Below are 23586 nucleotides of genomic sequence, written 5' to 3'. Positions count from 1 at the left end.
TGCTCTCCCCAGAGTCAGCGGCCGACGAGGCCTGTGCGGTTGATCAGCAGGTCCAGCGCCTCGTCCACCGCCGTCAGCACACGTGCTGCGGCCTGGTACGCGGTCTGGTAGGTCAGGAGGTTGATCGTCTCCTCGTCACCGTCGACGGACGAGTTCGACTGCTGCGCGGTGACGGCGGCCACCGCCCCCATGTCGGCGATGTCGGCCCGCTGCAGGTCGCCGGCGACGGCGACTGCGAAGCCGGTGACGAAGCTCGACCACGTCTTGCTCGGCCCCGTCGCCGACGTCCCCAGACCGCTGATGCGGTCGGCGATGGTCGTGTCCATGGCACCGGCTCCGGGTGCGGCGAGGGCGAGCTCACCGAGGCCCGTGGGCACCACGCTCAATCCGAGCGCTGCGGGACCCGCCGCGTCGAGGGCGAAGAAGTCCCCACCCGGGGCGCCCGAGGCGGTGACGCCGGTGCGATGGATGTCGTTCACCGCTGTCGCGAGCGCCGTGGCCGTCTGGTTGTAGGCGGCGGCGACGCCGGCCAGCGTCCCCCCCTCGGCCGCCGGAGCGAGCGTGCTGATGGTGCCGCCGACGAGTCCGCCGGTGATGGTCACGGCGAGACCGGGCCGATCCGCCCACGCCACGGTGATGCGGCCGGCGTCGGCGATGTCGCGCGGACCGCTCGCGACGAGCGCCCTGCTCGTGTCGCCGGCCACGAGGGCGTTGCCGTCGACGCGCACCGTGAGAGTGCCGTCCGCCTCGACGTTGCCCTTCGCTCCGACCGCCGTCGACAGCTGCTGTGCGAGCACGTTGCGCTGGTCGATCAGCTCGTTGGCGTTGCGCCCCGACTGCAGCGCATCGCGGATCTGGCCGTTCAACGCCGCCACCTGACCTGCGACCGCGTTCACCTCGTCGATCTGGCTGTCGACCTGTCCTCGCAGATCGCTCCACTGGCCGGCGATCGTCTGATACCCGGCGGCGATCTGCCCGATGAGCACCGTCGCCTTGGTGAGCACGACCTGCGCTGCCGCGGGGTTCGGCGTGTTCGCGAGATCCGACCACCCCGACCAGAACAGGTTCAGGTTCGCGGCGAGCCCGTCCTTCGTCGGCTCGGCGAGCACGTCCTCGGCCTGACCGGCGGCGGTGGCGCGAGCCGCCCAGAAGCCGGACGTCGACAGCGCATCGCGCACTCGCGCATCGAGGATGTCGTCGCCGAGACGGGCGATGCCGGTCACGTTCACTCCGCCGCCGATGGCGAGGCCCGACGGCCAGAGCCCGGTCTGACCCGGTGCCGAGACGGATGCCTGATCGACCCGCTGACGCGTGTAGCCGGGCGTGGTCTGGTTCGCGATGTTCTGGCCGGTGACGGTCATCCCGGCGCGCGCTGCCGAGAGCGCGGATTCGGCGAGGCGGAGGCCTGCGAAGGAGGACATGTCCGTCACACCCGCGTGTCGAGGAGACGGGCGTCGGCTTCGCGCACCACATCGCCCTGCGGGTCGTACTCGCCGGTCGGCACGCCGAGGCCGGCGATGGTCTCCTGGGTGACGCGGATCGCGGTGCGCAGGCGCTGCTCGTTGACCTTCTTCATCTCGCCGATCTCGTCGGCGAGGGTGATCATGGCCTCCAGGTGTCCCGCGAAGACCTCGCGCCACGCGTCGGTCGGTGCGGCGTCGATGAGCTCCCGCAGCGTCGTCGCCTCCGGGACGCCCCACTCGTCTGCGACCGAGACGACCAGCGTGTCACGCGAGAGGGCCACCGTCGGCATCGCCGCGAGCACGCGCTCGACCTCGTTCGCCGCGTGGTGGATCCAGCGGTTCCGTCCGGTCGCGAGGAGCATCTGCTGCTCGTCCAGCTTGAAGAGCAGCACCTCGAGCAGATCGCGCTCTCGCATCAGCTGCATGCTCAGGTCGTGAGCGGCCACGATAGGTCACCTCGTCAAAGTCGCGGTTTGCGTGTCGGGTTCGCCCGTCACAGTGAGGACTATCGCGACATCGTGACCACCAGTAACTTCGACCGCATGGGGAGAACTCCCCATTGACAGATGTCAGTTCGTGGGGTTCGGGCGCCCGAGGGCGCTCAGCAGAAGAGCCTCCGCGGACTCGTCGGACGACGTCTGCACGGCTTCCTTGTTGGCGTCCGTGACGGCGAGGACGATCTCGGCGCGATTGATGCGCTTGTCCCGCGGGGCGTCGATGCCGACGCGCACGCCGCTGGGAGTCACCGCCAGGATCGTGACCGTGATGTCGTCGCCGATCACGATGCTCTCGTTCGCGCGTCTCGTCAATACCAGCATGCGTCTGCCTTCCATGGCTCGAGCGCTGTCGCGCCTTCTGCACCCAAAGCTATCGCACTCGACTCATAAATCAGCAGATCACGCGGTCACACGGATGCACTCGGCAATGCCGACTGGGACATCCGCACCACACCGACCACGTCCGTCGCCAGTCCCCCTGCCGCCGCCTCGTCGTACGACAGCACCGGCAGCCCGCTGACCTGCGATGACACCATCCGCCGCACGGCCTGCCGCAGCGACGGCGCGCACACGAGCACGGGTTCGGGACCCACCTGTTCGAGCTCGGCGACCGTGCGGCGCACGCCCTCGAGCAGCTGCATCGTGGCCTCGGGGGTGAGCACGATCTGCGGCAGCCCCTCGACGACGCGCATCCCTTCCAGCATCTGCTGCTCGAGGATGGGGTCGAACATGATGACGCGGATCCGACCGTCCTCGGCGAAGCGCGAGGCGATCGCCGGTCCCAGCGCCGCGCGGGCGGCGTCGATGAGTCCGGCCGTCTCCGTCGAGGTCTTGCCTCGCAGCGCGAGCGCCTCGTAGATACGGGCCAGGTCGTTGATCGGCACCCGCTCGGCCAGGAGGCCGGCGAGGACCCGCTGGATCGCGGCGAGGGACAGCACTGCAGGGGTGAGCTCCTCGACGGTCGCCGGGCTCGACTGCTTCAGGTGCTCGGTCAGCTGTCGCACGTCCTCCAAGGACAGCAGCCGGTCGGCCTGGCTCTGCACGATGTCGGAGAGGTGGGTGATGATGACGCTCGCCCGGTCGATGACCGTCGCGCCCGCCATGTCCGCGGCGTGCGACATCTCGGCGGGCACCCATTTGCCCTCCAGCCCGAACACGGGATCCACCACGGCGGTGCCCGGCAGCTGCTCGAGTCCGGTGCCGATCGCGAGGACGTGACCGCGCGGCACCGATCCGCGCCCTGCTTCGACACCCGCGATCAGGATCGCGTAGGTCTGAGCCGGCAGGTCGATGTTGTCGCGGGTGCGCACCGGCGGCATCAGGATCCCGATGTCGAGCGCGAGCTTGCGCCGGAGCGACTTCACCCTGGTGAGCAGATCTCCCGATCCCCCGGATGCCAGGTCGACGATGTCGGGCGACAGAGAGATCTCCAGTGCATGCACCCGCATCCGGTCCATCAGCTCCTCCGGCCCCTCGACCCCCGCCTCGACGGCCTCCTGCTGCAGGGCATCCGCTTCGAGTGCCGCATCCCGATCCTCGTTCGCCTTGACGCGGGAGGCGGCGAAGAGCAGGAGAGCGCCGATCGCGAGGAAGACCACGAGGGGCATGCCGGGGATGAAGCCCATGGCGATCGCCGCGAGCCCGGTGATCACCAGCGCGTTGCGCGACTGCATGAGCTGGCGTCCCGCCGCCTGCCCCATCTCGGTCTCGGCGTTCTCGCGTGTGACGATCATGCCGGTCGAGACCGCCATGAGCAGCGCGGGGATCTGCGTGACGAGCCCGTCTCCGATGGTCAGGATGCTGTACGTCTCGAGCGCCTCCCCCATCTCCATGCCGTGCTGGATCATGCCGATGACGATGCCGCCGACGAAGTTGATCACCACGATCACGATGCCGGCGATCGCGTCGCCCTTGACGAACTTCGACGCACCGTCCATCGCGCCGTAGAAGTCCGCCTCCGCCGCCACCTCGGCACGACGGCGACGCGCCTCGGTGTCGGTGATGAGACCGGCGTTGAGGTCGGCGTCGATCGCCATCTGCTTGCCGGGCATCGCGTCGAGGGTGAACCGGGCACCCACCTCGGCGACGCGCTCCGCGCCCTTGGTCACGACGACGAACTGGATGACGGTGAGGATGAGGAAGATCACGGCGCCGATGACGAGCGATCCGCTGATCGTGATCTGTCCGAACGCCTGGATGACCTGGCCGGCGTGCGCCTCGCTGAGCACGAGACGGGTGGATGCGACGTTGAGGCCGAGACGGAACAGCGTCGCCACCAGCAGCAGGCTCGGGAAGACCGAGAAGTCGAGCGGCTTCTTGATGAACATCGCCGTGAGGAGGATCAGGAGTGCGAACGAGATGTTCAGGACGATGAGGACGTCCAGCAGGGGCGTCGGGATGGGCACGATGAGCAGGAGGATGATGCCCACGACCCCGACGGGCACGGCTCCCTTGGACAGCAGCTGACCGATCATGCGTCTCGCCTTCGTTTCTCTCTACTCGTCTGATCCGGACCCGCCGGGCTCACAGCCCGCGGTCCCTGGTGCTCTCGAAGGGCATCGTGTGGGTTCCGCGTGCCGAGCCGCGGCGCTTCAGATGCTCGATGAATGCCAGCACCTGGGCGACGGCGGTGTACAGCTCCTCCGGGATCTCCCGCCCGATGTCGCAGGCGGAGTGCAGCGCCCGCGCGAGCGGGATGTCCCTGACCATCGGCACCCCGGCCTCCTCGGCCTTCTCGCGGATCTTCTGCGCCACGATGCCCGCACCTTTCGCCACCACGCGGGGCGCCGACTTGCCCGGTTCGTAGCGCAGGGCGACGGCGACGTGCGTGGGGTTCACCAGCACGACGTCGCTGTCTCCGACTGCGGCGATCATGCGGTTGCGACTCATGGCGAGCTGGCGCGAGCGACGCTGGGATCTGACCAGCGGGTCGCCCTCGCTCTTCTTGTGCTCGTCCTTGGCCTCGTTCTTGGTCATGTGCGTGTACTTGCGGTTGCGGCGCATGACGACCGCGACGTCGATCGCCGCGAGCAGGATGCCGACCGCCACCGCCACCTGCAGAAGGGCCACCGCTCCCCCTGCCGCCTGCTCGAGCAGCCAGGTGATGTTGTGGTTGCCGCTGGCCATCAGCACGGGCACGAGACCCGAGACGACGATCCACAGCGCCAGACCGATGGCGACGGTCTTGAGCAGGGCCTTCGCACCCTCCCACAGCGCCTGCTGGCCGAACACCCGCTTGAGCCCTGTGACGATGTTGAACTGCTCGGTGCGCATCGTGACACCCCGCAGGTGGATGCCGCCCTGCGCGACCGCCGTGGCGGTGGTGGCGAGCAGGACCACGAGCAGCATCGGCAGCATGATGCCGCCGAGCGAGCCGATCGCCGAGCCGAGGACGTCGAGGGCGGCGGAGTCGGTGGGATTCTTCGCCACCGGCGTCACCGCGAGGAACAGCTCGGTGAGCACCTGGGTGCCCGCGGAGATGGTCGGCACCATCATCACCGCGGCGGCGGCGATGCACACCCAGGCGGTGAAGTCCTGGCTGCGGCCGATCTGGCCCTTCTTCCGCGCTTCCTTCAGGCGACGCTCCGTCGCCTTCTCGGTGCGTTCTCCGCTGTCGGTCTCGCTCATCGGGTCACCCCCAGGAGCAGCCTGGCCGCGTCCTCGGCGATGACGGCGACCACGCTCGGGAGCGCGGCGTAGACGAATCCGACCAACAGCAGCGTCAGACCGATCTTGATCGGGAAGCCCATCGCGAAGGCGTTCAGTGCCGGAGCGACGCGGCTGACCAGTCCGAGCCCCACGTCGGCGAGGAAGAGGACGATCAGCAGGGGACCCGCGATCTGGACGGCGCTGAGCATCATCTGGCCCGCAGCGCCCACCAGGGCCTCGGCCGGCTTGCCGAGGTCGATCATGCCGGTCACCGGAACGGCATCGAAGGAGCGGAACAGTCCACCCAGCACCAACTGGTAGCCGTCGGAGGCGAACAGCAGCAGGATCGCGGTCATCTGGAAGAGGCGGGTGAACTGCGCGCCGTTGATCGCCATGCCCGGATCGAACGCCTGAGCCATCTGGAAGCCGCCGAACGTGTCGACGAGATGCCCCGCGCCCTGGATCGCACTGAACAGCACCATCACGAGGAAGCCGAGCAGCGCGCCGGTCAGCGCCTGGCCGGCGAGGGCGAGCATGAACGCCCCCGTGTCCAGACGCTCATAGCCGTCCGTCACCACCGGGGAGACGGCCAGGGCGAGCCCCGCCCCGAGCATCGCCCTGATGCGCATCGGTATCGTGCCGTGGCTGAACGGCGGAGCGATCACGAGGAACGCCGTGATCCGCACGCAGGCCAGCGCCGTGGCCTCGAGCCAGGTGAAGTCGATCGGGATGTGCATCAGCCGCCGTTCAGCAGCGACGGGATGCGGGCGAACATCTCGTTCGAGAACGCGATCATCTCGGCGATCATCCAGTGCCCGCTGACGAGCAGCGCGATGCCCACGGCCACCAGCTTCGGGACGAACGAGATCGTCATCTCCTGCACCTGGGTGATCGACTGCAGGAGCGAGATGGCGAATCCGACGACGAGGGCCGTGATCAGCAGCGGCGCACAGAGCTTCGCGCCCAGGATCAGCGCCGCCTGGCCGATGTCGATGACTGCTTCAGGATTCATCAGCCGCCGCCGTTATAGGACTGGACGAGCGCGGTGATGACCATGCCCCACCCGTCGATGAGCAGGAACAGGAGGATCTTGAACGGCAGCGAGATCATCACCGGCGGGAGCATCATCATTCCCATCGACATCAGCGCGCTGGCGACCACCAGGTCGATCACGAGGAACGGCACGAAGATGATGAATCCGATCAGGAAGGCTGCGCGGAGCTCGCTGATCATGAAGGCCGGCACCAGCGTCTGCAGCGGGATGTCGGCGGCATCTGCCGGGTTCTCCATCTGCGCCGCCCGATGCATGAGGGCGATGTCCTCTTCGCGGGTGTAGGAGAGCATCCACTCGCGCAGCGGCTCCTGGGCGAGCTCGAAGGCCCGGCCGAAGTCGATCTGACCGTCGGTGAAGGGGGCGACCGCGATGGCGTTGATGTCGGTCAGGACCGGCCACATGATGAACAGGGTCAGGAACAGGCTGAGCCCCGCGAGCACCTGATTCGGCGGGATCGAGGGCAGCGAGAGCGCGTTGCGGGTCAGCGCGAGCACGACGAAGATCTTGGTGAAGCTCGACATCATCAGCAGCAGAGCCGGGGCGACGCTGAGGATCGTGATGCCCAGCAGCGTCATGATGCTGTCGGACGGGGCGCCGTTGATGCCGTTGATCGTCACGCCCTCGCCGTCGCCGGTCTCGGCGGGGAGGATCGCCGGCAGCGCGGTATGGGCCGCTGCGGCGTGCGCGCCGTGGGCGTCGACCACCACCAGCACGGCTGCGGCTCCCAGAGCGGCAGCGAGGAGGAGCCAGGCACGCCGACGCGGGTGCGTCACGCGCAGGGGCGACGCAGCGGCGGCGGATACGGGCACGGCGGCACTCCGAGGATGGGTGACGTGGCCGATCCGTAGCCAGGGGGGTGAGCGATCCGTGCTCGCAGACGACTATCGCGACGGGGCGGCCCTCGCGTAACCGCCGGCGGTCTGATCGCGTCGGGCGCGGTCAGGCGACCGAGCGCAGCGCGCGATCGACGATGTCGTCCGGAGGCTGCGGGCTCACCGCCGGAGACTCGTCCGCCGGCAGCTCCTCCTCCACGACAGGCGCCTCCTGCGTGTCGACGACACTGATACCGCTCTCGGTCACGCCGAGCACATAGCGGATGCCTCCGAACTCGGCCACGACCAGCTGGGCCTTGCCGCCGATGCCCGAGCGGGCGACCACCGTGATCTTCTCCGGCCGCGTTCTGGGCGCTCTGGGCCCCGGTGCAGGGCGCGAGGGGACGAGCTCGCCCAGTCGCGTCCACCGCTTCGGCAGGAGACCCGCCAGTGGACTGGATCCCTTCGCCTGCGACTTCTGCAGCCGCCGGCTGAGGAAGTACAGCAGCCCGAGCACGGCCGCCAGGGCGACGATCGCGCGGAGGGCGACGAGGAGGTCGTCCATCGTCAGACGTTCTCTGCGCCGTCGAGGATCCGCTCGACGCGGATCGCGAAGTCGCCCTCGGCCACGACGACGGTGCCGTGTCCGATCAGGCGACCGTTGAGCTTGATGTCCGCGGGGCTGCCGGCGGCGCGGTCGAGCTCGACCACGCGACCGGGTTCGAGGGAGAGCACATCGCGCACCGGCATCCGGGTGCGGCCGATCTCGACCACGAGCTCCATCTCGACGCCCGCGATCCGACTCAGCCGCTGGGGTCCGGGGGCGGCGCTGCTGCGCGCGCCGTCGATGCGCACGGCGGCCCTGGCGACGACGCGGCCGTCGGCGTCCACCATGTCGAAGACCTGGGTGCCCGCTGCCGTGAACGCCTCTGTCGCGGGTGCGAGCTCGCCCGCGCTCAGGGCACCCGTGCCGAGGACGGCGACCGCCGCCTCGAAGATCGGATGCAGTCGGTCGGCCAGGTCCGCCGTCGGCGAGCCGTCCTCCAGCTGCGACGGGTCGGCGACCTGGATCGCGATCCGCGCTCCCGGGCTCCCGGTGAAGGTGACCACCACCGCCTCCCCCGCGGCGCCGGGGTCGGTGGAAGGGGCCGGGATGACGGGGTAGCCGAACGGCAGCTTGCCGGCGATCGCCGCGGCGATCGCGGTCTCGTGGAAGGTGCTCATCAGTGGGTCTCCTCAGGGGTGGTCGTGATCTTGCAGGTGAGGCGCGAGCCCCTGCTGCCCGGGGTGGCGAGGCCGATCTGGGTCCGGCCGGCCACGAGCTCGTACGGTCTGGTCTCCGGATGCGGCAGACGCAGCAGGTCCCCCGGGGCCAGATCGAGGATCTCGCCGGTGCCGATCGTGAGCGGCGCGAGTCGCAGGGTGAGCTCCAGCGGTGTCGACCGCACCTGTTCCAGGGTCTGTTCCGCGGTGTGGGCCGCGCCCGCGTCCGATCCGGTCGCGGCGAGTCGATCGACCACCGTCGAGGCGGGCAGCATGACGGTCGCGAAGGTCTCGGAGTCCCCCAGCCGCATCGTGTACCGGGCGACGATCACCGCGGTCGTCGCCGCGATCACCTGCATGTACTGGGGGTTGTAGTGCACCGCGCTGAATCGCGGAGCTCCGGGCAGCAGCGCGTCGAGGCTCGCGTGCAGGTGCTCGAAGGTGCCCTCCATGAGGTTGCGCACGAGGGCGAGCTCGATCGGCGTGAACGTGCGCGCCGCGGGCAGCGACGTGCTGCGCCCGCCCATCATCTGCACGACCCAGAGCAGCGCGCTGTCGAGCCCGAACTGCACGACGCACGGCTCCTCCCGGTCGGCGAACGATCCCGCCACCATCGCCGTGGTGCCCGGCAGGGTCGCGGAGTACTCCTCGTACGAGACGAGGTCGACGCTCTCGAGGGTCAGGTGCGCGCGCACCCTGACCTTCGCGGTGAGCTGAGACGACCACAGACGTGCGAACGACTCGAACGCGGCCTCCAGGTGCCTGGTGCTCTCCCGCCCGAGCTGGGCCGGGCGGCTGAAGTCGTACTCGGCATGCCGAACCGCAGAGTCCTCGAGCACGGCGGCTGCGGTCATGGTGTTCTCCTCGACGATGGTGGTCACGTGCACTCAGTTCTTCGCTGCGGCGGCGAGTGCGGGGATGAGCGCACGCACCTGCTCTTCTTCGGTGGACTCGACGACGATGTCGACGCGCCTGTTGCTGGCGAGAGCCTGAGGGCTGTCGCCGCGCACGATCGGTCGGGTGTCGGAGAAGGCCGTGGCCTTCACCCGTGGACCGCCGACGCCCTCATGTTCGACGAGGAAGCGGGCGACCTGGGTGGCGCGACCGCCCGACAGCTCCCAGTTCGTCGGGAAGGGGGCGGCGGACTGGCGATGATCGGCATGCCCCTCGACGCTCACCTGGTTGTCGACCGTGACCAGCACGTCGCCGATCGCGTCGAGCACCGCATCCGCCTTGCGCGAGAGATCGGTGCTGTTGTCGGCGAAGAACGTCTCGGCACCGACGAGCCCGACCTGAAGCCCGCGATCGTCGATCACGAACTCGACCGTGTTCTGCAGTCCCTGGGTGGCGAGAGCGGAGCTCATCCGATCCCGCAGCTCCTCCAGCGACTCGTACTCGGCCTGCGCACGAGCGGCCAGGTCGACGACGCCGTCGTCGTCCTGCAGCTCCGGGGGCACGATCATGCCCTCCGCCGTGTCGGCGCCGCCCTCGGTGCTCTCCTGCCCGAATCCGGTGGCGAGGCTGTTGGCCAGCATCTCGAACTTCGTCTTGTCGACGTTGGAGACGGCGAACAGGACGATGAACAGGCACATCAGCACGGTGACCATGTCGGCATAGGAGACGGCCCAGCGCTCGTCCGGCTCGTCGTGCGAGTCGTCCTCGTGACCACGACCTCGCGCTCGACGGGCGGTGCTCACCGTGCGCCCTCCGCCGGCTCTGCATCCTTCTTCTGCTTCTTGGCCTTGGGTGCCGCGCTGGACATGGCTTCGAGTCGCTCCTGCAGCAGGTGCGGCGCGCTGCCCGCCTGGATCGCGAGCATGCCCTCGGAGACGAGCGTCATGCGCTCCATCTCGACGGCCGCGATGCGGCCGAGTCGACCGGCGATCGGGTTCCAGATGAAGTTGGCGGAGAGGAGACCCCAGAGCGTCGCGACGAAGGCCGCGGCGATCATGGGGCCGAGGTGATCCGGTTCGTCCAGCTTCTCCAGCACGTGCGTCAGCGACACGACCGTGCCGACGATGCCGATCGTGGGCGCGTAGCCGCCGAGTGATCCGAAGAACTTGGAGGCCACGCGGTTGCGCGACGAGGTGGCGACGATCTCGTCGTCCATCACCGTCCGCAGGTCCTCGGCATCGGTGCCGTCGGCGAGGGCCTGCAGCGCCTTCCTGGTGAACGGGTCCGGTGCGTCGTCGAGCTCCTGCTCGAGCGCCAGGAGCCCCTCGCCGCGCGCCTTCTCCGCATAGCCGACGAGGAACGGGATCACCGCCTCGGGGGTGCTCTTGGGGCCGCGGACCATGCGTCCGAGACTCTTCACGGCCAGAATCGTGTCACGCAGGGTGTGGCTCGCGATCCCCACGCCGATCGTCGAGCCGAGCACGAGGATCATCGGCGCGGGGATGAGCAGCGCCTCGAAGCTCGCACCCTCCATCGTGATCATCGCGACGAGGGCGCCGAATGCGAGGACGACGCCGATGACGAATGCGGGATCCACGCTCAGGCCCCCGTCTGCGTCGTGAGCGTGTGCGCTGCGTCGAGGACACGGGCCCGGTACGCGACGACGAGGTCGATGACGCCGTCGAGCGACTCCTCGATGACATAGACGTGCCCGTCGACCATGTGCAGGGTGGTGTCCGGCGACGCGTGGATCCGTTCGATCAGATCCGGGTTCACCGCGAACCGGGTGCGGTCGAGGCGGGTCACGATGATCATCGGGGTTCTCCGGGTCGGACGAGAGGGGGAAGTCTGCCCCGACTATCGCGACGGCGCCCGTCCCTGGTAACCATGAGCGACCGACGCCTTAATCGTGTTTACGATCGCTAAACCTTGGTAGCGCATTCGCTCGCCGCCCCGCCGGTGGACGCGCGAACTCGCGCGCGTCCACCGGAATGGGAGCGACTTCAGGTCTCGGCGGAGACGTCAGCGCTTCAGCTGCGTCAGCTCCTGCAGCACCTCGTCGCTGGTCGTGATGATGCGGGCGTTCGCCTGGAAGCCGCGCTGCGCGACGATCAGGTTGGTGAACTCCTGCGAGAGGTCGACGTTGCTCATCTCCAGAGCACCGGAGACGAGGTTGCCGAATCCGGCCTGGCCCGGCTCTCCCATACGAGCGGCACCGGAGTTCACCGACACGCGGTAGGCCGTGCCCCCCGCCTTCTCGAGACCTTCGGGGTTGGCGAAGGTCGCCATCGCGATCTTGCCGAGCGTCTGGGTCGCGCCGTTGCTGAACGTGCCGACGATCGACCCGTCGCCCGTGATGCTGTACGACTTCAGCGACCCGGCCGCCGAGCCGTTCTGTTCCGACACGGCCACGGTCGACATGTTGGCGTAGCCGGTGACGGAGCCGAGATCGACGCTGACCGTGCCGGCCGTGAGGGTGAGCCCAGCGCCGGCCTGCTTGCCGTCGGTGAACGCGAGAGCGCCGGTCGCGCCGCTGACCGGCTCCGTGACGTTCCACCCGGTCGCGGTCTTCGTGAACGTGAGGCTGAGCGTCGAGGGGGTGCCCTGCGCGTCGTACACGGTCACATCGCGGACCAGCTCGTCTCCGGCCGCCGCGGTCGACGGCAGGTTCCCGGTGACGGTCGCCGTCGTGGTCGCCTTCGCCGGCGAGACCGCGTCCAGCGGCAGCACGATGTTGCCCGTCGCCTGCCCGGTGTTGACCACGCCGTTCTGCGCCGACCAGCCCTGGACGACCGCGCCGTCGGCGGTGACCATCTTGCCGGTGGGGTCGAACGAGAACCCTCCCGCGCGGGTGTACAGGGTCTCCCCGCCGGAGCGGACCGCGAAGAAGCCGTCGCCGGAGATCATCAGATCCCCGCCGCGGCCGGTCGCCTGGGCCGAGCCCTGTGCGAAGTTGGTGCGCACGCCGGCGACCTGCACACCGAGACCGACCTGCGCGGGGTTGCGACCGCCGACCTCATCGTCGGGGATGCCCGGGTTGCCGATCAGCTGCGACAGCGAATCCTGGAACAGCACGGACGAGCCCTTGAAGCCGGCCGTGTTGACGTTGGCGATGTTGTTGCCCGTGACATCGAGCATGGTCTGGTGCGAGCGGAGTCCGGAGATGCCGGAGTAGAGCGAGCGAAGCATGGGGATTCTCTCTTCCTGGGTGGAACGGGGGTCAGGCTGCGGTCTGGGGAACCGCGGGGGTGGTCGGGGAGGCGAGGCCGGTGATGGCATCCAGCGCGATGGTCTTCTGGCCGATCGTCACCTGCGGGATCGGCCCGTCGAACGACACCTTCGTGACGACGCCGGACACCGTCTTGCCCTCGGCGTCCTTGTAGCTCGCCTCCTGGCCGATGAGGGCGCTCGCCGCCTGGCGCATATTGAGGGCGAAGGCCTCGGCGCCGTTGTCGGCGAGGGTCGTCAGCTGCTCCATCATCGCGAGCTGGGTCGTCTGGGAGATCATCTCGTTGGTGTCCATCGGGCTCGAGGGATCCTGGTGGGTCAGCTGCGTGACGAGGAGCTTGAGGAACACCTCGCCGTCGAGCACCTGCTTGCGGGCGGCCGGGTCGCTGGTGCTTCCGGTGTAGATCGAGCTGGGTGCGCTCACGGCGTCGACGGTCATGTGATCGTCCTCTCAGGCGAAGGTGTCGAGCCCCGCGCCGAGACCGGCGTGGGGTGTGGTCTGGATGATGCGGGGGGCGCTCGGATCGCGATCGCCGTCGGTGCGCAGCCCGGATCGGCCACGGTCGCCGCCCTCGCGCGCGCCGCCGTCGCGAGCGCCACCCTCCCGGGTGCCGCCCTGGTCGGCCGCCGCAGAGCCCGCTCCGGACTGGCCACCGCGGTCGCCCGAGGCGTCGGTCGCGCCCCCGACGCTGAGCGTGGCGTGCGGCATCACCGCGGCCAGGTCTCGGCGCAGGTCGACGAGGATCGTGCGCAGGGCATCACGGCCCGCATCCGTCGCACCGCTCAGCTCGACCCGCACCTCACCGGCCGCACTGATGTGCGCTCGGATGGTGACCGGCCCGAGGCTGTCGGGGTTCACGGTCATCGTGAGCTGATGGGTGCCGCTCGGCCGCTGTGCGATGCTCACGACGACGGGGGCCACCTGCGCCGCGACGGCCCGAGCGACGGGAGCGGTCGCGTCTGCGGCGACCGCAGGAGCCACGGGCGGCGCGGAGGCCGTCGCCACGACGGGGCCCGATGCGGTCGCGCCGGTGGTCTGCAGGACCCGCTCCCCCGCCTCGCGCGAGGTCGCACCGTCGTCGGAAGCCCCTGCTGCGGTCGGTGCGGAAGCGACCGCAGCGAGCACGGGCGGAGGCGTCGGAGCTGCCTGCGCGCTGCCCTCCGTCGACGCTCGCCCCGGCGTCGGAGCGGAGCCGGCGGGAACTGCCACCGCGTCCGCCGTGACTCCCGGAGCTGGCGTCGACGCGGACGGTGCGGAGGGTGCGCCCGGCGTCGGCGACTCCGATGCCCGGCCGGGCCGGGTGACCGCTGCCGCGCCCGCGCCCGCTTCCGCTGCCTGAGCGGTCGGCGACGCGGTGCTCGGCGTGCTGATCGATACGGCGGACTCGGCTGCGGAGGGGAACGACTGCGCGGCAGCACCGCTGCTCGACACCGACCCGGCCAGGGCCGTCCCGCCCGGCGACGGGACCGGCCTGGCACCGTCGTCATCCGCGTCGGCGTCCGGCGTGGCCGCACCCGGCGCCGGAATCGCGGCCGCGACCTGCGCGGCGAGCTGCAGCAGTGCCGTGCTCGTGGCTCCGGCATCCGCAATGGACTCCGGGGACGTCGGGGTCACGCCCGACTGCTCACCGTCCGCAGCGGAATCGGCGTCGCCGTCTGGTCGGTCCGGCCCCTCCGACGCATCCAGCTGCCGGCCTGCGACGAGCAGCGCATCGCCGAACGAGGATCCGGTGTCCGCGGACGGACGGCTGCCCGTCTCACCGTCGGCCGCAGCGCCGAGCATCGCACCCACCAGGCTCACCGCGCTCATCCGATCATCTCGATGAGCTTCTGCATCGACGACGCCGATCCGCCGACAGCGCTCGAGCCCGCCGACCCGGCGGAGAAGAGCGTCTGCAACGCGGAGAGCAGCTCGGCATCCGTCCCACCTGTGCCCGTCTCTCCGACGGCGCCGGATACCGCGGAAGGGTCCGTGGTCTCGACGCCGGACCCCGACTTCGCCGCGTCGAGCACCTCGGCGAACGTCGTCGCGTTCGCCTGCGCCGTCTCCGGCGTCGCCTCGACGGCCGCTGCGTCGGCCGCGCGGGCCGCAGGGTCGAGGGACACGATCTGGCTCTCGATCGCATCGACGCGCGCGATCACCGCATCGAGGCCGCTCATGCCGCACTCCCTTCACGACGGGAGCTGCGCACCACGGCGATCTCGTCGAGGGCGCTCTGCTCCGCCGCCAGCTCCGACTTCGCCGCCTCCGCGCGGTGCGTCGACTCCAGCCGCTCCAGCCCCTTGAGCTCGCGACGAGCGTCGACGTGCGCCGACTTCGCCTCCGACTCACTTCTGCGTCTCATCTCCACGAGCGCCTGCAGATCGCTGAGCGTGCTGCGGCCGGCAGCCCTCGCGGCCGCCATCGCCATGAGCGTGCTCGGGTCGTCGACCTGCGCGCTGATGTCGGCGAGGCTGCTGACGGCGTGCTGCGTCGCCGTCTCGGCGTCGACGCGCTCTGCACTCGCTCGCGACAGCTGCTCGGCGGCGACGCGTTCCTGGGCGCCGCGCACGCGCAGCAGGCCAGCCAAGGGGAAGGTCATGGGGTGAGTCCTCCGAAGTCGGTGATGAGGGCGGCGAGCTGCTGCCAGGAGTCGTCGGATGCCGTGAGATCGTCCATCCGCTGAGTGAGGAATCGGGAGATGCTCTCGTCATGCGCGAGCGCGGCGTCGACCAGCGGGTTTGCTCCCTGGCGATAGGCGCCGATGTCGATCAGGTCGTTCGCACTGCGCCGAGCCGCCAGGACGCTGCGCAGCGTCACCGCGTGCCGGCGCTGCTCCGGCGTGGTGATCTTCGACACGACGCGGGACACGGAGCCGAGGACGTCGACGGCCGGGAAGTGACCGCGGATCGCCAGCGCACGGTCGAGCACGACGTGGCCGTCGAGGATGCCACGCGCAGCGTCGGCGATCGGCTCGTTGTGGTCGTCGCCGTCGACCAGCACTGTGTAGAGGCCGGTGATCGACCCGGTGGTTCCGGTGCCTGCCCGCTCGAGCAGTCGAGCGAGGACCGAGAACGTCGACGGCGGGTAGCCACGGGTCGCCGGCGGCTCGCCGGCGCTCAGGCCGATCTCGCGCTGCGCCATGGCGACGCGGGTCAGCGAATCCATCATCAGGACGACGTCGCGTCCGTCGTCTCTGAAACCCTCGGCGATCCGCGTCGCAACGAACGCGGAACGCAGGCGCGCCATCGCCGGCTGATCGGAAGTGGCGACGACCACCACGGAACGCGCCAGACCCTCGGGACCGAGGTCGTCCTCGAGGAACTCCCGCACCTCTCGACCGCGCTCACCCACGAGGGCGATCACAGTCACGTCAGCCGCCGATCCGCGGGCGATCATCGACATGAGCGAGGACTTGCCGACGCCGGAGCCGGCGAACAGGCCGAGACGTTGGCCCGTGCCCACGGGCGTCATCGTGTCGAGCACCCGGACGCCGACGCCGAGCTGCTCGTCGATGCGGCGGCGGTCCATGATGCTCGGCGCATCGTGGTCGAGGGAGACGAAGGCCGTGTTCGCGCCGAGGGGCCCCTTGCCGTCGATCGGACGGCCGAGCCCGTCCAGCACCCGACCCAGGAGCGCAGGGCCGATCGGCACCTGCAGCGGTGCTCCCCCGTGGCGTACACGCGCTCGGGCGGTGATCCCGTCGAGGCGACCCAGCGGCATGCATCGCGCCGACGCGCCGTCGACCGCGACGATCTCCGCGTCGACCGTCCGGCCCCGAGCCGCATCGATGCGCACCCGATCGCCGACTGCCGCGTCGAGGCCGAGCACTTCGATTCCGAGTCCGCGAACCGCCTTGACCGTGCCGGTGCGCTCAGGTCGTGCGGCATCGAGGGCCCGCCGCCACGACGCCGTCGCCGCCGTCGCGGCCGTCATCCGAGCACCTCGGCGACCTGTTCGTCCGCGGCGCCGCCGTGGTCCTCGCCCCGCAACGCGGCGGATGCGCGGGCCATCGCGTGCGCGATGCGCGTGTCGACGGCCCCGGCCTCGATCTCGATGATCGCGCCACCCCGGTCGACGTCGTCCGACGCCGTGAACTCGACTCCGTGCAGCTGCTCGACCGCACCGAGGTCGCCCCCGAGGACCTCCGCGTCGCGCACACTGAACGCGACCTTCGTCCATCGGTCGGCGGGCATCTGCGCGAGTGCGCGCCGCAGCGCATGAGCAGCCGAACGAGCGGGGTCCGAGAGCTCGGCCCCCAGGATCGACTCGGCGAGCTCCACGGCGAGCTGCTCGATCCGATCGGCGCCGAGCGCGCTGAGCGCGTCGATCCGCTGCTCGAGTGCGGTCTGGACGGCCGCCAGCGCGCGCAGCGCCGAACCGCGCTCATGCAGGAAGGCCTCGTGCAGCTCCTGCGCGCGCAGCTCCTGCGCCGTCTGCTGCATCCTGCCCTCGTCGAGGGCGACCCGTCGGCCCTCTGCGAACCCGTCCGCGTACCCCCGCGTGCGAGCCCGGTCGGCTTCGCTGCGCACGTCGATCGGCGTCTCGCCCACGCGCGGCACCACGAGGGGGGTGAAGGCGGATTCGAACACGACGGACACCTCGGTGGTAGGAGACGAGGCCTGTCCGTGGCCCGATGGGCGAGCTGTCCGTGCTCGTCCCCGACTATCGCGACGGTCGGGTGGGGCCGTAACCCGCGCGGCCGAATCAGACACCTCGGCACCCGTCACTCGACGAGTTCGTCCTCGTCCTCGCGGGAGATCGTGATCTCCTCGGCGGCTTCGAGCTCGCGGATGATGCGCACGATCTCCGCGCGGGCCTCGTCGACCTGGCGCATGCGCACCGGACCCAGCACCTTGGTCTCCTCGGCGAGATTCTCCTGGTTGCGCTCGGTCATGTTGCCCTTGACCTTGTCGATGATCTGCTCGTCGGCGCCCTTCAGCGCCAGCGCCAGCATGCGCAGGTCGATGCCGCGCAGCACGCGCTGCGCATCGCGGTCCTCGAGTCGGGCGATGTCGGCGAAGGTGACCATCCGGCTGCGGATGTCCTCGGCCAGCGCGAGATCGCGCCCCTCCAGACTCGCGAGAAGCGACTTCTCCAGGGCGGTGTCCGACCGGTTGATGATCTCGACCAGCGGCTGCACTCCCCCGATGGATTCGTGGTTGTCGCGCATCGCGAAGACGCCCGTGCGGGAGCGCAGCGAGTCGGCGACGATCGAGATCGCCTCCTGGGTCGCGGTGCCCATCGTGGCGATCGCCTGGGCGACGTCGGTGCGCAGTGGATCCTGGAGCGCTGCGAGGACTGCAGCCGCGCGATCGGCCCGCAGGTTCGCGAGCACGACGGCGACGGTCGTGGGCAGCTCCCCCTCGAGGATCGTGGCGAGCTGGGCGGGGTCGGCAGCGTTGAGGAAGTCGAACGAGACGGTGCCCTGCGACATCACCCGCCCCACCATGCCGACGGCCTTCTCGCGGCCGAACGCCGTCTCCAGCAGACCGGTGGCGAGCTCCTGACCGCCTCGAGACGGCACGGACCCGCCGGTCGCGATCCGACGGAACTCGGCGAGGGCCCGGGCTGTCGAGGCGACATCCACACCGCCGAGCTGGGTGAGCTCGGCAGCCAGCAGCTCGGAGCGCTCCTCGCCGAGATGGCGGAGGACCTCGGCGCTGGCCGCTCGATCCATGTTCATCAGGACGATGGCGGCCTTGCGCAGGCCGCTCATCTCCACGGGCGGCGCAGCGGGCACCGTCTCCGTGGAGACCTCGACCGTATCGGCCTGGGCGTCCAGCACATCCGTCAGCAGGCTCATACCGTCGCCTCGTCCATCAGGTCGGCCAGCGCGCTGGCGATGGCATCGGGTTCACGGCGCGCCAGGTCGTCGATCTCCCGGCGGCGGCGCTCGACGAGCACCTTGTCCGGCTCCGGCTCGTCGTCGAGGTCGACCGACGCCGAGGGCAGCAGCTTCGTCGGAGCGGGCGCGATGATGGCCTCGGCGTCCTTGAGCCCGCGCAGTGAGCGGAGCTTCTCCTCCTCGCTCTCCGTCACCGTGGCGAAGTACTCGATCGGGCCGTCCTCGGTGTACATCACACGGCGCTTCATCCGGCGACGCACGACGAGGTACACGACCAGGATGATGACGGCGAGCAGGATCGATCCGCCGATGATGGCCGAACGCAGCAGCTCCTGCTGGAACTGCGCGTCACGCTCTGCCTCTGCCGCCTGCAGCGCCGTCTGCGCCGCGGTGGCTCCGCTCTCGGTGAACTCGACGAACTCGACGGCGATCTCGTCGCCGCGTTCGACGTCGATGCCGGCGGCTGAGGCGACCAGCGACTCGATCTGCGCGGCGCTCACACCGGTGACCGTGCCCCGATTCAGCGCGATGCTGACGGTCTGCCTGGTCACCTCCCCCGCGGGGGTGATCGTCTTCTCGGTCGACTTGTTGACGGCGTTGTCGCGCGAGGTCTCCTCGAACTCGTACGCGCCGTTGCCCGAGCCGTTGTTCGGGACGGCGATGTTGTCCGGGCCCAGCACGCCGGTCCCCCCGCCCTCACCGCCGGTGTAGGTCTCGGTCTTGGTCTGCTCCGACGCGCTCAGCTCACCCTCCGGCGCCGAGTACGTCTCCTCCATCCGCTCCGAGGTCGAGTTGGCGACGTCGGCCGACACGGTGACGGTGGCGTTGCCGGGCCCGACGATCGTGTCGAGCATGGCGCTCACGGATGCGGCCACCTTGGCCTCGTGCTCGGTCGCCTGCTTCGAGGAGTTCCCGGTGAGGCCCGTCCCGACGGCGGAGAGCACCCGGCCGTCCTGATCGGTGACGGCGACGTCTTCCGGGGTCATCCCCGGCACCGAGGCGCTCGTGAGATGCACGATGGCCTCGATCTTCTCGTCGCTCAGGGTGGAGCCGTTGCGCGTCTTGACGAACACGGATGCCGTCGGGCTCTGCTGCTCCGAGACGAACACGCTCTCCTCGGGGATCGCCAGCTGCACGGATGCCGTGGAGATGCCCTCCATCGCGCCGATGGTGCCGGCGAGCTCGCCCTCGATCGCACGCTTGTAGGTCACCGACTGCTGGAACTCGCTCGCGGTCACCCCCATCTTGTCGAGGAGCGTGTACCCCTCGCTGGTGTCGCCGGGCAGACCGGCGGATGCCGCCGCGAGGCGCTGCGGGTAGACCTGGTCGTCGGGGACGAGGATGGTCGCGCCACCCTCGGTGAGCTCGTACGAGACGCCCGCCGACTTCAGCTGCTCGACGACCGCCGAGGCGTCGCCCGCGCTCAGCCCGGTGAAGAGAGGACTCATCTGCGGCTTGGTCAGCCAGGAGCCCAGCGCGATGGCGCCCATCACCAGCAGCGCGACGCCGATGATGGCGATCGTGCGCTGGGCGAGCGTGAATCCCGAGACGACCTGCTTGGCGCGGCCGTAGTACGTGGTCAGCATCTTCGGCATCGTCAGGCCTGCATCCTCATGATCTCGTTGAAGGCCGAGACGCTGCGGTCACGGACGGCGACCACCAGGTCGAGAGTCACCGAGGCGCGCGTGGAGGCGATCATCGCCTGATGGATGTCCTGCAGATCTCCCGTCACGGCCTGCACCGCGAGCTCGTTCGAGGTCGACTGCAGCTGCTGCAGGCTCTCGACCGCGCCGGTGAGCGAGGTGGCGAAGGTGCCGGCCGAGGCGGGCGCGCCCGCCGCATCCGGTCCCGTCTCGAAGCTGAGTGGCGACAGCGGGGTGACGCCTGCGGCGGAGACCGCCTCGATCCCGCCGCTCATCAGCCGCGACCGATCTGCAGGGCGGCCTCATAGGTCGTCTTCGCGCGGTCGACGACCGCGGCATTGGCCTCGTATCCGCGCTGCGCGAGGATGAGCATGCTCATCTGGTCGCCGAGCTCGACGTTCGGGTACTGCACGTAGCCGTCCTCGTTCGCGTAGGGGTGCTCCGGGTCGTAGACGAGCTTCGCCTCGGCCTCGGATTCGACGACGCCGGCGACGTACACGCCGGGGCTGTCCGTGCCGGCCTGCACGGTGACGAACTTCTCGCGGAAGGCGTCCTGTCCGGCGGGGGTCGCGGTGTTGACGTTGGCGATGTTGTCGCTGAGGGCATCCAGCCACTTGCGGTGGGCGGTCAGACCCGTGCCGGCGATGCCGATGGCGTCGAAGGTCATGCGGACGCCTGCCCGATCGCCTTGGTGATCGAGGCCGCCTGGCCGCCGATGGCCTGGCTGGCGAACTGGAACCGCAGCACGGTGTCGATGTTCGACAGCGTTTCGGTGTCGAGGTTCACGTTGTTGCCGTTCAGGCGGGTCGGCTCCAGCGACCTCTCGACGGTCGGCGTGACGGTGCCGGAGCCCGCCTCGACGGCGGAGCGCAGCTCATCCTCGAACTGCACGCGCTGGGCGTGGTAGCCGGGGGTGTTGACGTTGGCGATGTTCTCGGCGATCGAGCGCTGGCGCAGAGCCAGCCCGTCGAGCGCGCTGATCAGCGCGGAGGAGGTGACGGATTCGAGCACGGGGGCACTCCGGATGGTGGTGGAGAGGCCGATCCTTGGCCAATCGTCGAGCGATCCGTGCTCTGTGCCGACTATCGCGACACTCGGGGGCGGCCGTAACCGCGATCGTCACCCCTCTATGTCGAGATACGCGGGGACGTCGGCGCGACCCGTCGGCACCCGGCGCAGCGCGGCGATCTCCCGCGCCACATGCGCCCGAGAGGCGGTGAGCCCGCCGATCATGAGCTGCTGCCTGGCGAGCACGGCTTCGGCGCGGGCGCGCAGCTCGGCCGGGATGGGACCTGCCGGCGGCTCGAACCCCTCGGCGTCGAGCGTGTCGTCTGCGGCATCCAGTGCGCGTTCGAACTGGTCGAGGACGGCGAGCCAGGAGGTCAGGTTGTCACTCACGGACGCCTCACCCCAGCGCCGAGATCTGCGGCGCCGCGGCAGTCGTGATCGCAGCGGCCTCGTGCCACGCATCGCGCAGCGGAGCGACGAGGTCGCGGCACTCGGCGGTCGCCGCCCGGTCACGGGAGATGTTCGCCGTGATGAGTCGGCCGGTGAGATAGGTGTAGACACCGCGCAGCTCGGCCGCGCCGTCCCACACATCGGTGAGCGAGCCGTGCAGCTCCGAGACGATCCACTGCGCGTGCGTGAGGTGGGTGCCGGCGGCCGGCCAGTCCTCGGCATCCTGCGCGGAGGCCGCTCGGTCGATGTCGACGAGCAGGCGGTCGTACAGCAGGGTGAGCAGACGCTCGGGCGTGGCCGACGCGACCTGCTGCTCGAGGTACTGCTGCTTGGCCCGATCGAGGGAGGTGAGTGCCATGGGGTGCTCCGATGAGGTGCGGTGTCAGGAAGGGTGATCAGGAGTCAGAGGGCGTCAGACCCGCGAGCTGGCTGGTGAGCCAGGACGACTGCGACTGCAGCTTCGACAGCTGCACCTCGAGCTGCGCATACGTGCGCTCGAGGGTGGCCCGGCGCTGCTCGAGCCGCACGTCCCAGCGCTCGACCTGGGTCTTGAGGGTCTTGACCTCATCCTCCTGGCCGGTGATGCGCTGGGTGAGCAGGCCGTCGTACTTGTCCGAGTACTGCGTGGTGACCGTCTGCACGCGGGCGGAGACCGAGGAGAACAGCTCCTGGGTCCCCTCCGGGTCCTCGGCCAGCGCCGCGGCGAACTTGTCGGCGTCGAACGAGAGCACGCCCTTGTCGCTGACGGTGATCCCGATGCTCGACGGCGAGACGCCGTCGACCGGATGCTGCACGGCGTTCGCGAGCGCGCCGCGGAGGTTGCGCACCGTGCTGTCTCCCGTGAAGACGCCGAGCGTCGTGGTCTCCCCGACCTCGCCGACCGTCGCCTTCGAGCCGTTGTCGATGCGGGCGAGGAGGGCTGCGATCTCCTTGACGAACGCCTCGGCCGTCGCGCTCTGCTTCTTCGCATCGCGCGCCACCGACACCGTCACGGGATCGGCGCTGACCTTGGTCACGGTGACCTCGATGCCCTCGCCGACGGAGATCGTGTTGCTCGCACTGTTCAGGGTCTGCTCGGCGGCGGTGCCGGCGAAGAGGCGGATGCGGGCGTCCGCGCCCTGCGTGAGCACGGCGGCTCCCGGTTCGGCGACGAGGTCTGGGGCCGTGCCACCGGCGACCTGTGCGGCGGTGCCCCGGTACGCGGAGAAGGCGCCGACCTCTCCGGTGGCGGCGGAGGTGAGCTGGAGGCGCGAGAGCGGCTTGCCGTCGGCATCCGTCCCTGCGGGGACCACGGTGGCGCTCACGCCGGCCTTCGACGCGTTGATCGCCTTCGCGAGGTCCTGCGGGCCGGTGCCGACGGGCGTCACCTCGACCGACTCGCCGTCCGAGCCGACAAGGGTGAAGGTGCCGCCCCAGGCGGTCGCTCCCGCAGCGGCGGTGACGACGGAGTGCGAGGTCGCGACGGCGTCAACGACGATGGCTGTCGAGAACGCGCTCGCCTTCGCCCCGGCCGTGACGGTGACCGTCTCGGACGACGAGGTCGCCGTGAAGGATGCCAGGGACGTCGGCGCCGCTGCGGTCTTCGCCTTGTCGACGAGCTCCTGCAGGGTCTTGTTCAGCGACTGCAGGTTGGTGATGACCGAGTTGCGGTCCGCGATCTTGTTCGTGATCAGCGTCTTGGGGATCGCCGAGACGTCCATCAGCGCCTTGATGAGCTCTTCGGTCTTGAGCCCTGATACGAGTCCGTCGAGTTTCATCCGGTCGTCTTCCGTGCGATGCGGTCAAGGGGTCCTACAGG

Annotated in this window: 29 protein-coding genes; all 29 read right to left on the bottom strand. The window is 69.9% G+C overall.

What is annotated here, in order from left to right; translation table 11 throughout:
- Positions 1–14 precede the first annotated feature (14 nt).
- The 29 genes from flgK to fliD all read right to left on the bottom strand — a co-directional run bounded on the left by flgK (position 15) and on the right by fliD (position 23545).
- The gene (gene flgK, locus ACESK8_RS12890) at positions 15–1421 is read right to left on the bottom strand and encodes a flagellar hook-associated protein FlgK (protein ID WP_372968966.1); all 1407 of its coding nucleotides are present in this window, start codon (positions 1419–1421) and stop codon (positions 15–17) included.
- A 5-nt stretch (positions 1422–1426) separates the two neighbouring features.
- Positions 1427–1909 carry a flagellar export chaperone FlgN gene (flgN, locus tag ACESK8_RS12885; protein ID WP_372968965.1) on the bottom strand — a complete coding sequence of 161 codons (483 nt, stop codon included), beginning with the start codon at positions 1907–1909 and terminating at the stop codon, positions 1427–1429.
- A 123-nt stretch (positions 1910–2032) separates the two neighbouring features.
- Positions 2033–2296, bottom strand: a complete 264-nt coding sequence (csrA, locus tag ACESK8_RS12880; protein ID WP_372968964.1) for a carbon storage regulator CsrA — start codon at positions 2294–2296, stop codon at positions 2033–2035.
- Positions 2297–2367: 71 nt separating this feature from the next.
- Complete coding sequence (locus tag ACESK8_RS12875) at positions 2368–4434, bottom strand: flagellar biosynthesis protein FlhA (RefSeq protein ID WP_372968963.1); 2067 nt, start codon at positions 4432–4434, stop codon at positions 2368–2370.
- Between the two features lie 49 nt (positions 4435–4483).
- Positions 4484–5587 (bottom strand): flagellar biosynthesis protein FlhB, encoded by a 1104-nt coding sequence (locus tag ACESK8_RS12870; RefSeq protein ID WP_372968962.1) that lies wholly within the window; start codon positions 5585–5587, stop codon positions 4484–4486.
- Positions 5584–6345, bottom strand: a complete 762-nt coding sequence (locus tag ACESK8_RS12865) for a flagellar biosynthetic protein FliR (protein WP_060928148.1) — start codon at positions 6343–6345, stop codon at positions 5584–5586. The genes ACESK8_RS12870 and ACESK8_RS12865 overlap by 4 nt, the downstream gene beginning before the upstream one ends.
- Positions 6345–6620, bottom strand: coding sequence for a flagellar biosynthesis protein FliQ (gene fliQ, locus ACESK8_RS12860; protein ID WP_060928149.1), 276 nt, complete (start codon positions 6618–6620; stop codon positions 6345–6347). The genes ACESK8_RS12865 and fliQ overlap by 1 nt, the downstream gene beginning before the upstream one ends.
- Positions 6620–7471 (bottom strand): flagellar type III secretion system pore protein FliP, encoded by an 852-nt coding sequence (gene fliP, locus ACESK8_RS12855; RefSeq protein WP_372968961.1) that lies wholly within the window; start codon positions 7469–7471, stop codon positions 6620–6622. The genes fliQ and fliP overlap by 1 nt, the downstream gene beginning before the upstream one ends.
- A 130-nt stretch (positions 7472–7601) precedes the next feature.
- On the bottom strand, positions 7602–8039 hold the full coding sequence (locus ACESK8_RS12850; RefSeq protein WP_060928150.1) for a flagellar biosynthetic protein FliO: 438 nt from the start codon (positions 8037–8039) through the stop codon (positions 7602–7604).
- Between the two features lie 2 nt (positions 8040–8041).
- Complete coding sequence (locus tag ACESK8_RS12845) at positions 8042–8698, bottom strand: FliM/FliN family flagellar motor switch protein (protein WP_372968960.1); 657 nt, start codon at positions 8696–8698, stop codon at positions 8042–8044.
- Complete coding sequence (locus ACESK8_RS12840; protein ID WP_372968959.1) at positions 8698–9618, bottom strand: flagellar motor switch protein FliM; 921 nt, start codon at positions 9616–9618, stop codon at positions 8698–8700. The genes ACESK8_RS12845 and ACESK8_RS12840 overlap by 1 nt, the downstream gene beginning before the upstream one ends.
- 6 nt (positions 9619–9624) lie before the next feature.
- The gene (locus ACESK8_RS12835; RefSeq protein ID WP_372968958.1) at positions 9625–10434 is read right to left on the bottom strand and encodes a flagellar motor protein MotB; all 810 of its coding nucleotides are present in this window, start codon (positions 10432–10434) and stop codon (positions 9625–9627) included.
- The gene (locus tag ACESK8_RS12830; protein ID WP_372968957.1) at positions 10431–11228 is read right to left on the bottom strand and encodes a motility protein A; all 798 of its coding nucleotides are present in this window, start codon (positions 11226–11228) and stop codon (positions 10431–10433) included. Before ACESK8_RS12830 ends, ACESK8_RS12835 begins: the two co-directional genes overlap by 4 nt.
- Positions 11229–11230: 2 nt before the next feature.
- Positions 11231–11446 carry a flagellar FlbD family protein gene (locus ACESK8_RS12825; RefSeq protein WP_372968956.1) on the bottom strand — a complete coding sequence of 72 codons (216 nt, stop codon included), beginning with the start codon at positions 11444–11446 and terminating at the stop codon, positions 11231–11233.
- 207 nt (positions 11447–11653) lie between these two features.
- A complete protein-coding gene (locus ACESK8_RS12820) occupies positions 11654–12820 on the bottom strand; it encodes a flagellar hook protein FlgE (RefSeq protein WP_372968955.1) in 1167 nt (388 codons plus the stop codon).
- Positions 12821–12851: 31 nt separating this feature from the next.
- On the bottom strand, positions 12852–13298 hold the full coding sequence (locus ACESK8_RS12815) for a flagellar hook capping FlgD N-terminal domain-containing protein (RefSeq protein WP_372968954.1): 447 nt from the start codon (positions 13296–13298) through the stop codon (positions 12852–12854).
- Between the two features lie 12 nt (positions 13299–13310).
- On the bottom strand, positions 13311–14669 hold the full coding sequence (locus tag ACESK8_RS12810; RefSeq protein ID WP_372968953.1) for a hypothetical protein: 1359 nt from the start codon (positions 14667–14669) through the stop codon (positions 13311–13313).
- Positions 14666–15019 carry a hypothetical protein gene (locus ACESK8_RS12805; RefSeq protein ID WP_372968952.1) on the bottom strand — a complete coding sequence of 118 codons (354 nt, stop codon included), beginning with the start codon at positions 15017–15019 and terminating at the stop codon, positions 14666–14668. Before ACESK8_RS12805 ends, ACESK8_RS12810 begins: the two co-directional genes overlap by 4 nt.
- Positions 15016–15441, bottom strand: a complete 426-nt coding sequence (locus ACESK8_RS12800) for a flagellar FliJ family protein (protein ID WP_060926054.1) — start codon at positions 15439–15441, stop codon at positions 15016–15018. Before ACESK8_RS12800 ends, ACESK8_RS12805 begins: the two co-directional genes overlap by 4 nt.
- A complete protein-coding gene (locus tag ACESK8_RS12795; RefSeq protein WP_372968951.1) occupies positions 15438–16775 on the bottom strand; it encodes a FliI/YscN family ATPase in 1338 nt (445 codons plus the stop codon). Before ACESK8_RS12795 ends, ACESK8_RS12800 begins: the two co-directional genes overlap by 4 nt.
- Entirely contained in the window at positions 16772–17431 is a 660-nt protein-coding gene (locus ACESK8_RS12790) for a FliH/SctL family protein (RefSeq protein ID WP_372968950.1), read from the bottom strand. Before ACESK8_RS12790 ends, ACESK8_RS12795 begins: the two co-directional genes overlap by 4 nt.
- A 134-nt stretch (positions 17432–17565) precedes the next feature.
- Positions 17566–18645 carry a flagellar motor switch protein FliG gene (gene fliG, locus ACESK8_RS12785; RefSeq protein WP_372968949.1) on the bottom strand — a complete coding sequence of 360 codons (1080 nt, stop codon included), beginning with the start codon at positions 18643–18645 and terminating at the stop codon, positions 17566–17568.
- Positions 18642–20282 (bottom strand): flagellar basal-body MS-ring/collar protein FliF, encoded by a 1641-nt coding sequence (gene fliF, locus ACESK8_RS12780; RefSeq protein WP_372968948.1) that lies wholly within the window; start codon positions 20280–20282, stop codon positions 18642–18644. Before fliF ends, fliG begins: the two co-directional genes overlap by 4 nt.
- A gap of 2 nt (positions 20283–20284) precedes the next feature.
- Complete coding sequence (gene fliE / locus ACESK8_RS12775; RefSeq protein WP_372968947.1) at positions 20285–20605, bottom strand: flagellar hook-basal body complex protein FliE; 321 nt, start codon at positions 20603–20605, stop codon at positions 20285–20287.
- Positions 20605–20997 (bottom strand): flagellar basal body rod protein FlgC, encoded by a 393-nt coding sequence (gene flgC, locus ACESK8_RS12770; RefSeq protein ID WP_060926059.1) that lies wholly within the window; start codon positions 20995–20997, stop codon positions 20605–20607. The genes fliE and flgC overlap by 1 nt, the downstream gene beginning before the upstream one ends.
- Entirely contained in the window at positions 20994–21341 is a 348-nt protein-coding gene (locus tag ACESK8_RS12765; RefSeq protein ID WP_372968946.1) for a flagellar basal body rod protein FlgB, read from the bottom strand. Before ACESK8_RS12765 ends, flgC begins: the two co-directional genes overlap by 4 nt.
- Positions 21342–21449: 108 nt before the next feature.
- Positions 21450–21728, bottom strand: a complete 279-nt coding sequence (locus ACESK8_RS12760; protein WP_372968945.1) for a hypothetical protein — start codon at positions 21726–21728, stop codon at positions 21450–21452.
- 7 nt (positions 21729–21735) lie between these two features.
- Positions 21736–22146 (bottom strand): flagellar export chaperone FliS, encoded by a 411-nt coding sequence (gene fliS / locus ACESK8_RS12755; RefSeq protein WP_372968944.1) that lies wholly within the window; start codon positions 22144–22146, stop codon positions 21736–21738.
- A 37-nt stretch (positions 22147–22183) separates the two neighbouring features.
- Positions 22184–23545, bottom strand: a complete 1362-nt coding sequence (fliD, locus tag ACESK8_RS12750) for a flagellar filament capping protein FliD (RefSeq protein WP_372968943.1) — start codon at positions 23543–23545, stop codon at positions 22184–22186.
- Between the last annotated feature and the right edge of the window lie 41 nt (positions 23546–23586).

This window comes from Microbacterium sp., assembly GCF_041641055.1.
Taxonomy (GTDB): domain Bacteria; phylum Actinomycetota; class Actinomycetes; order Actinomycetales; family Microbacteriaceae; genus Microbacterium.
This window is presented reverse-complemented; position numbering and strand designations above follow the sequence as displayed.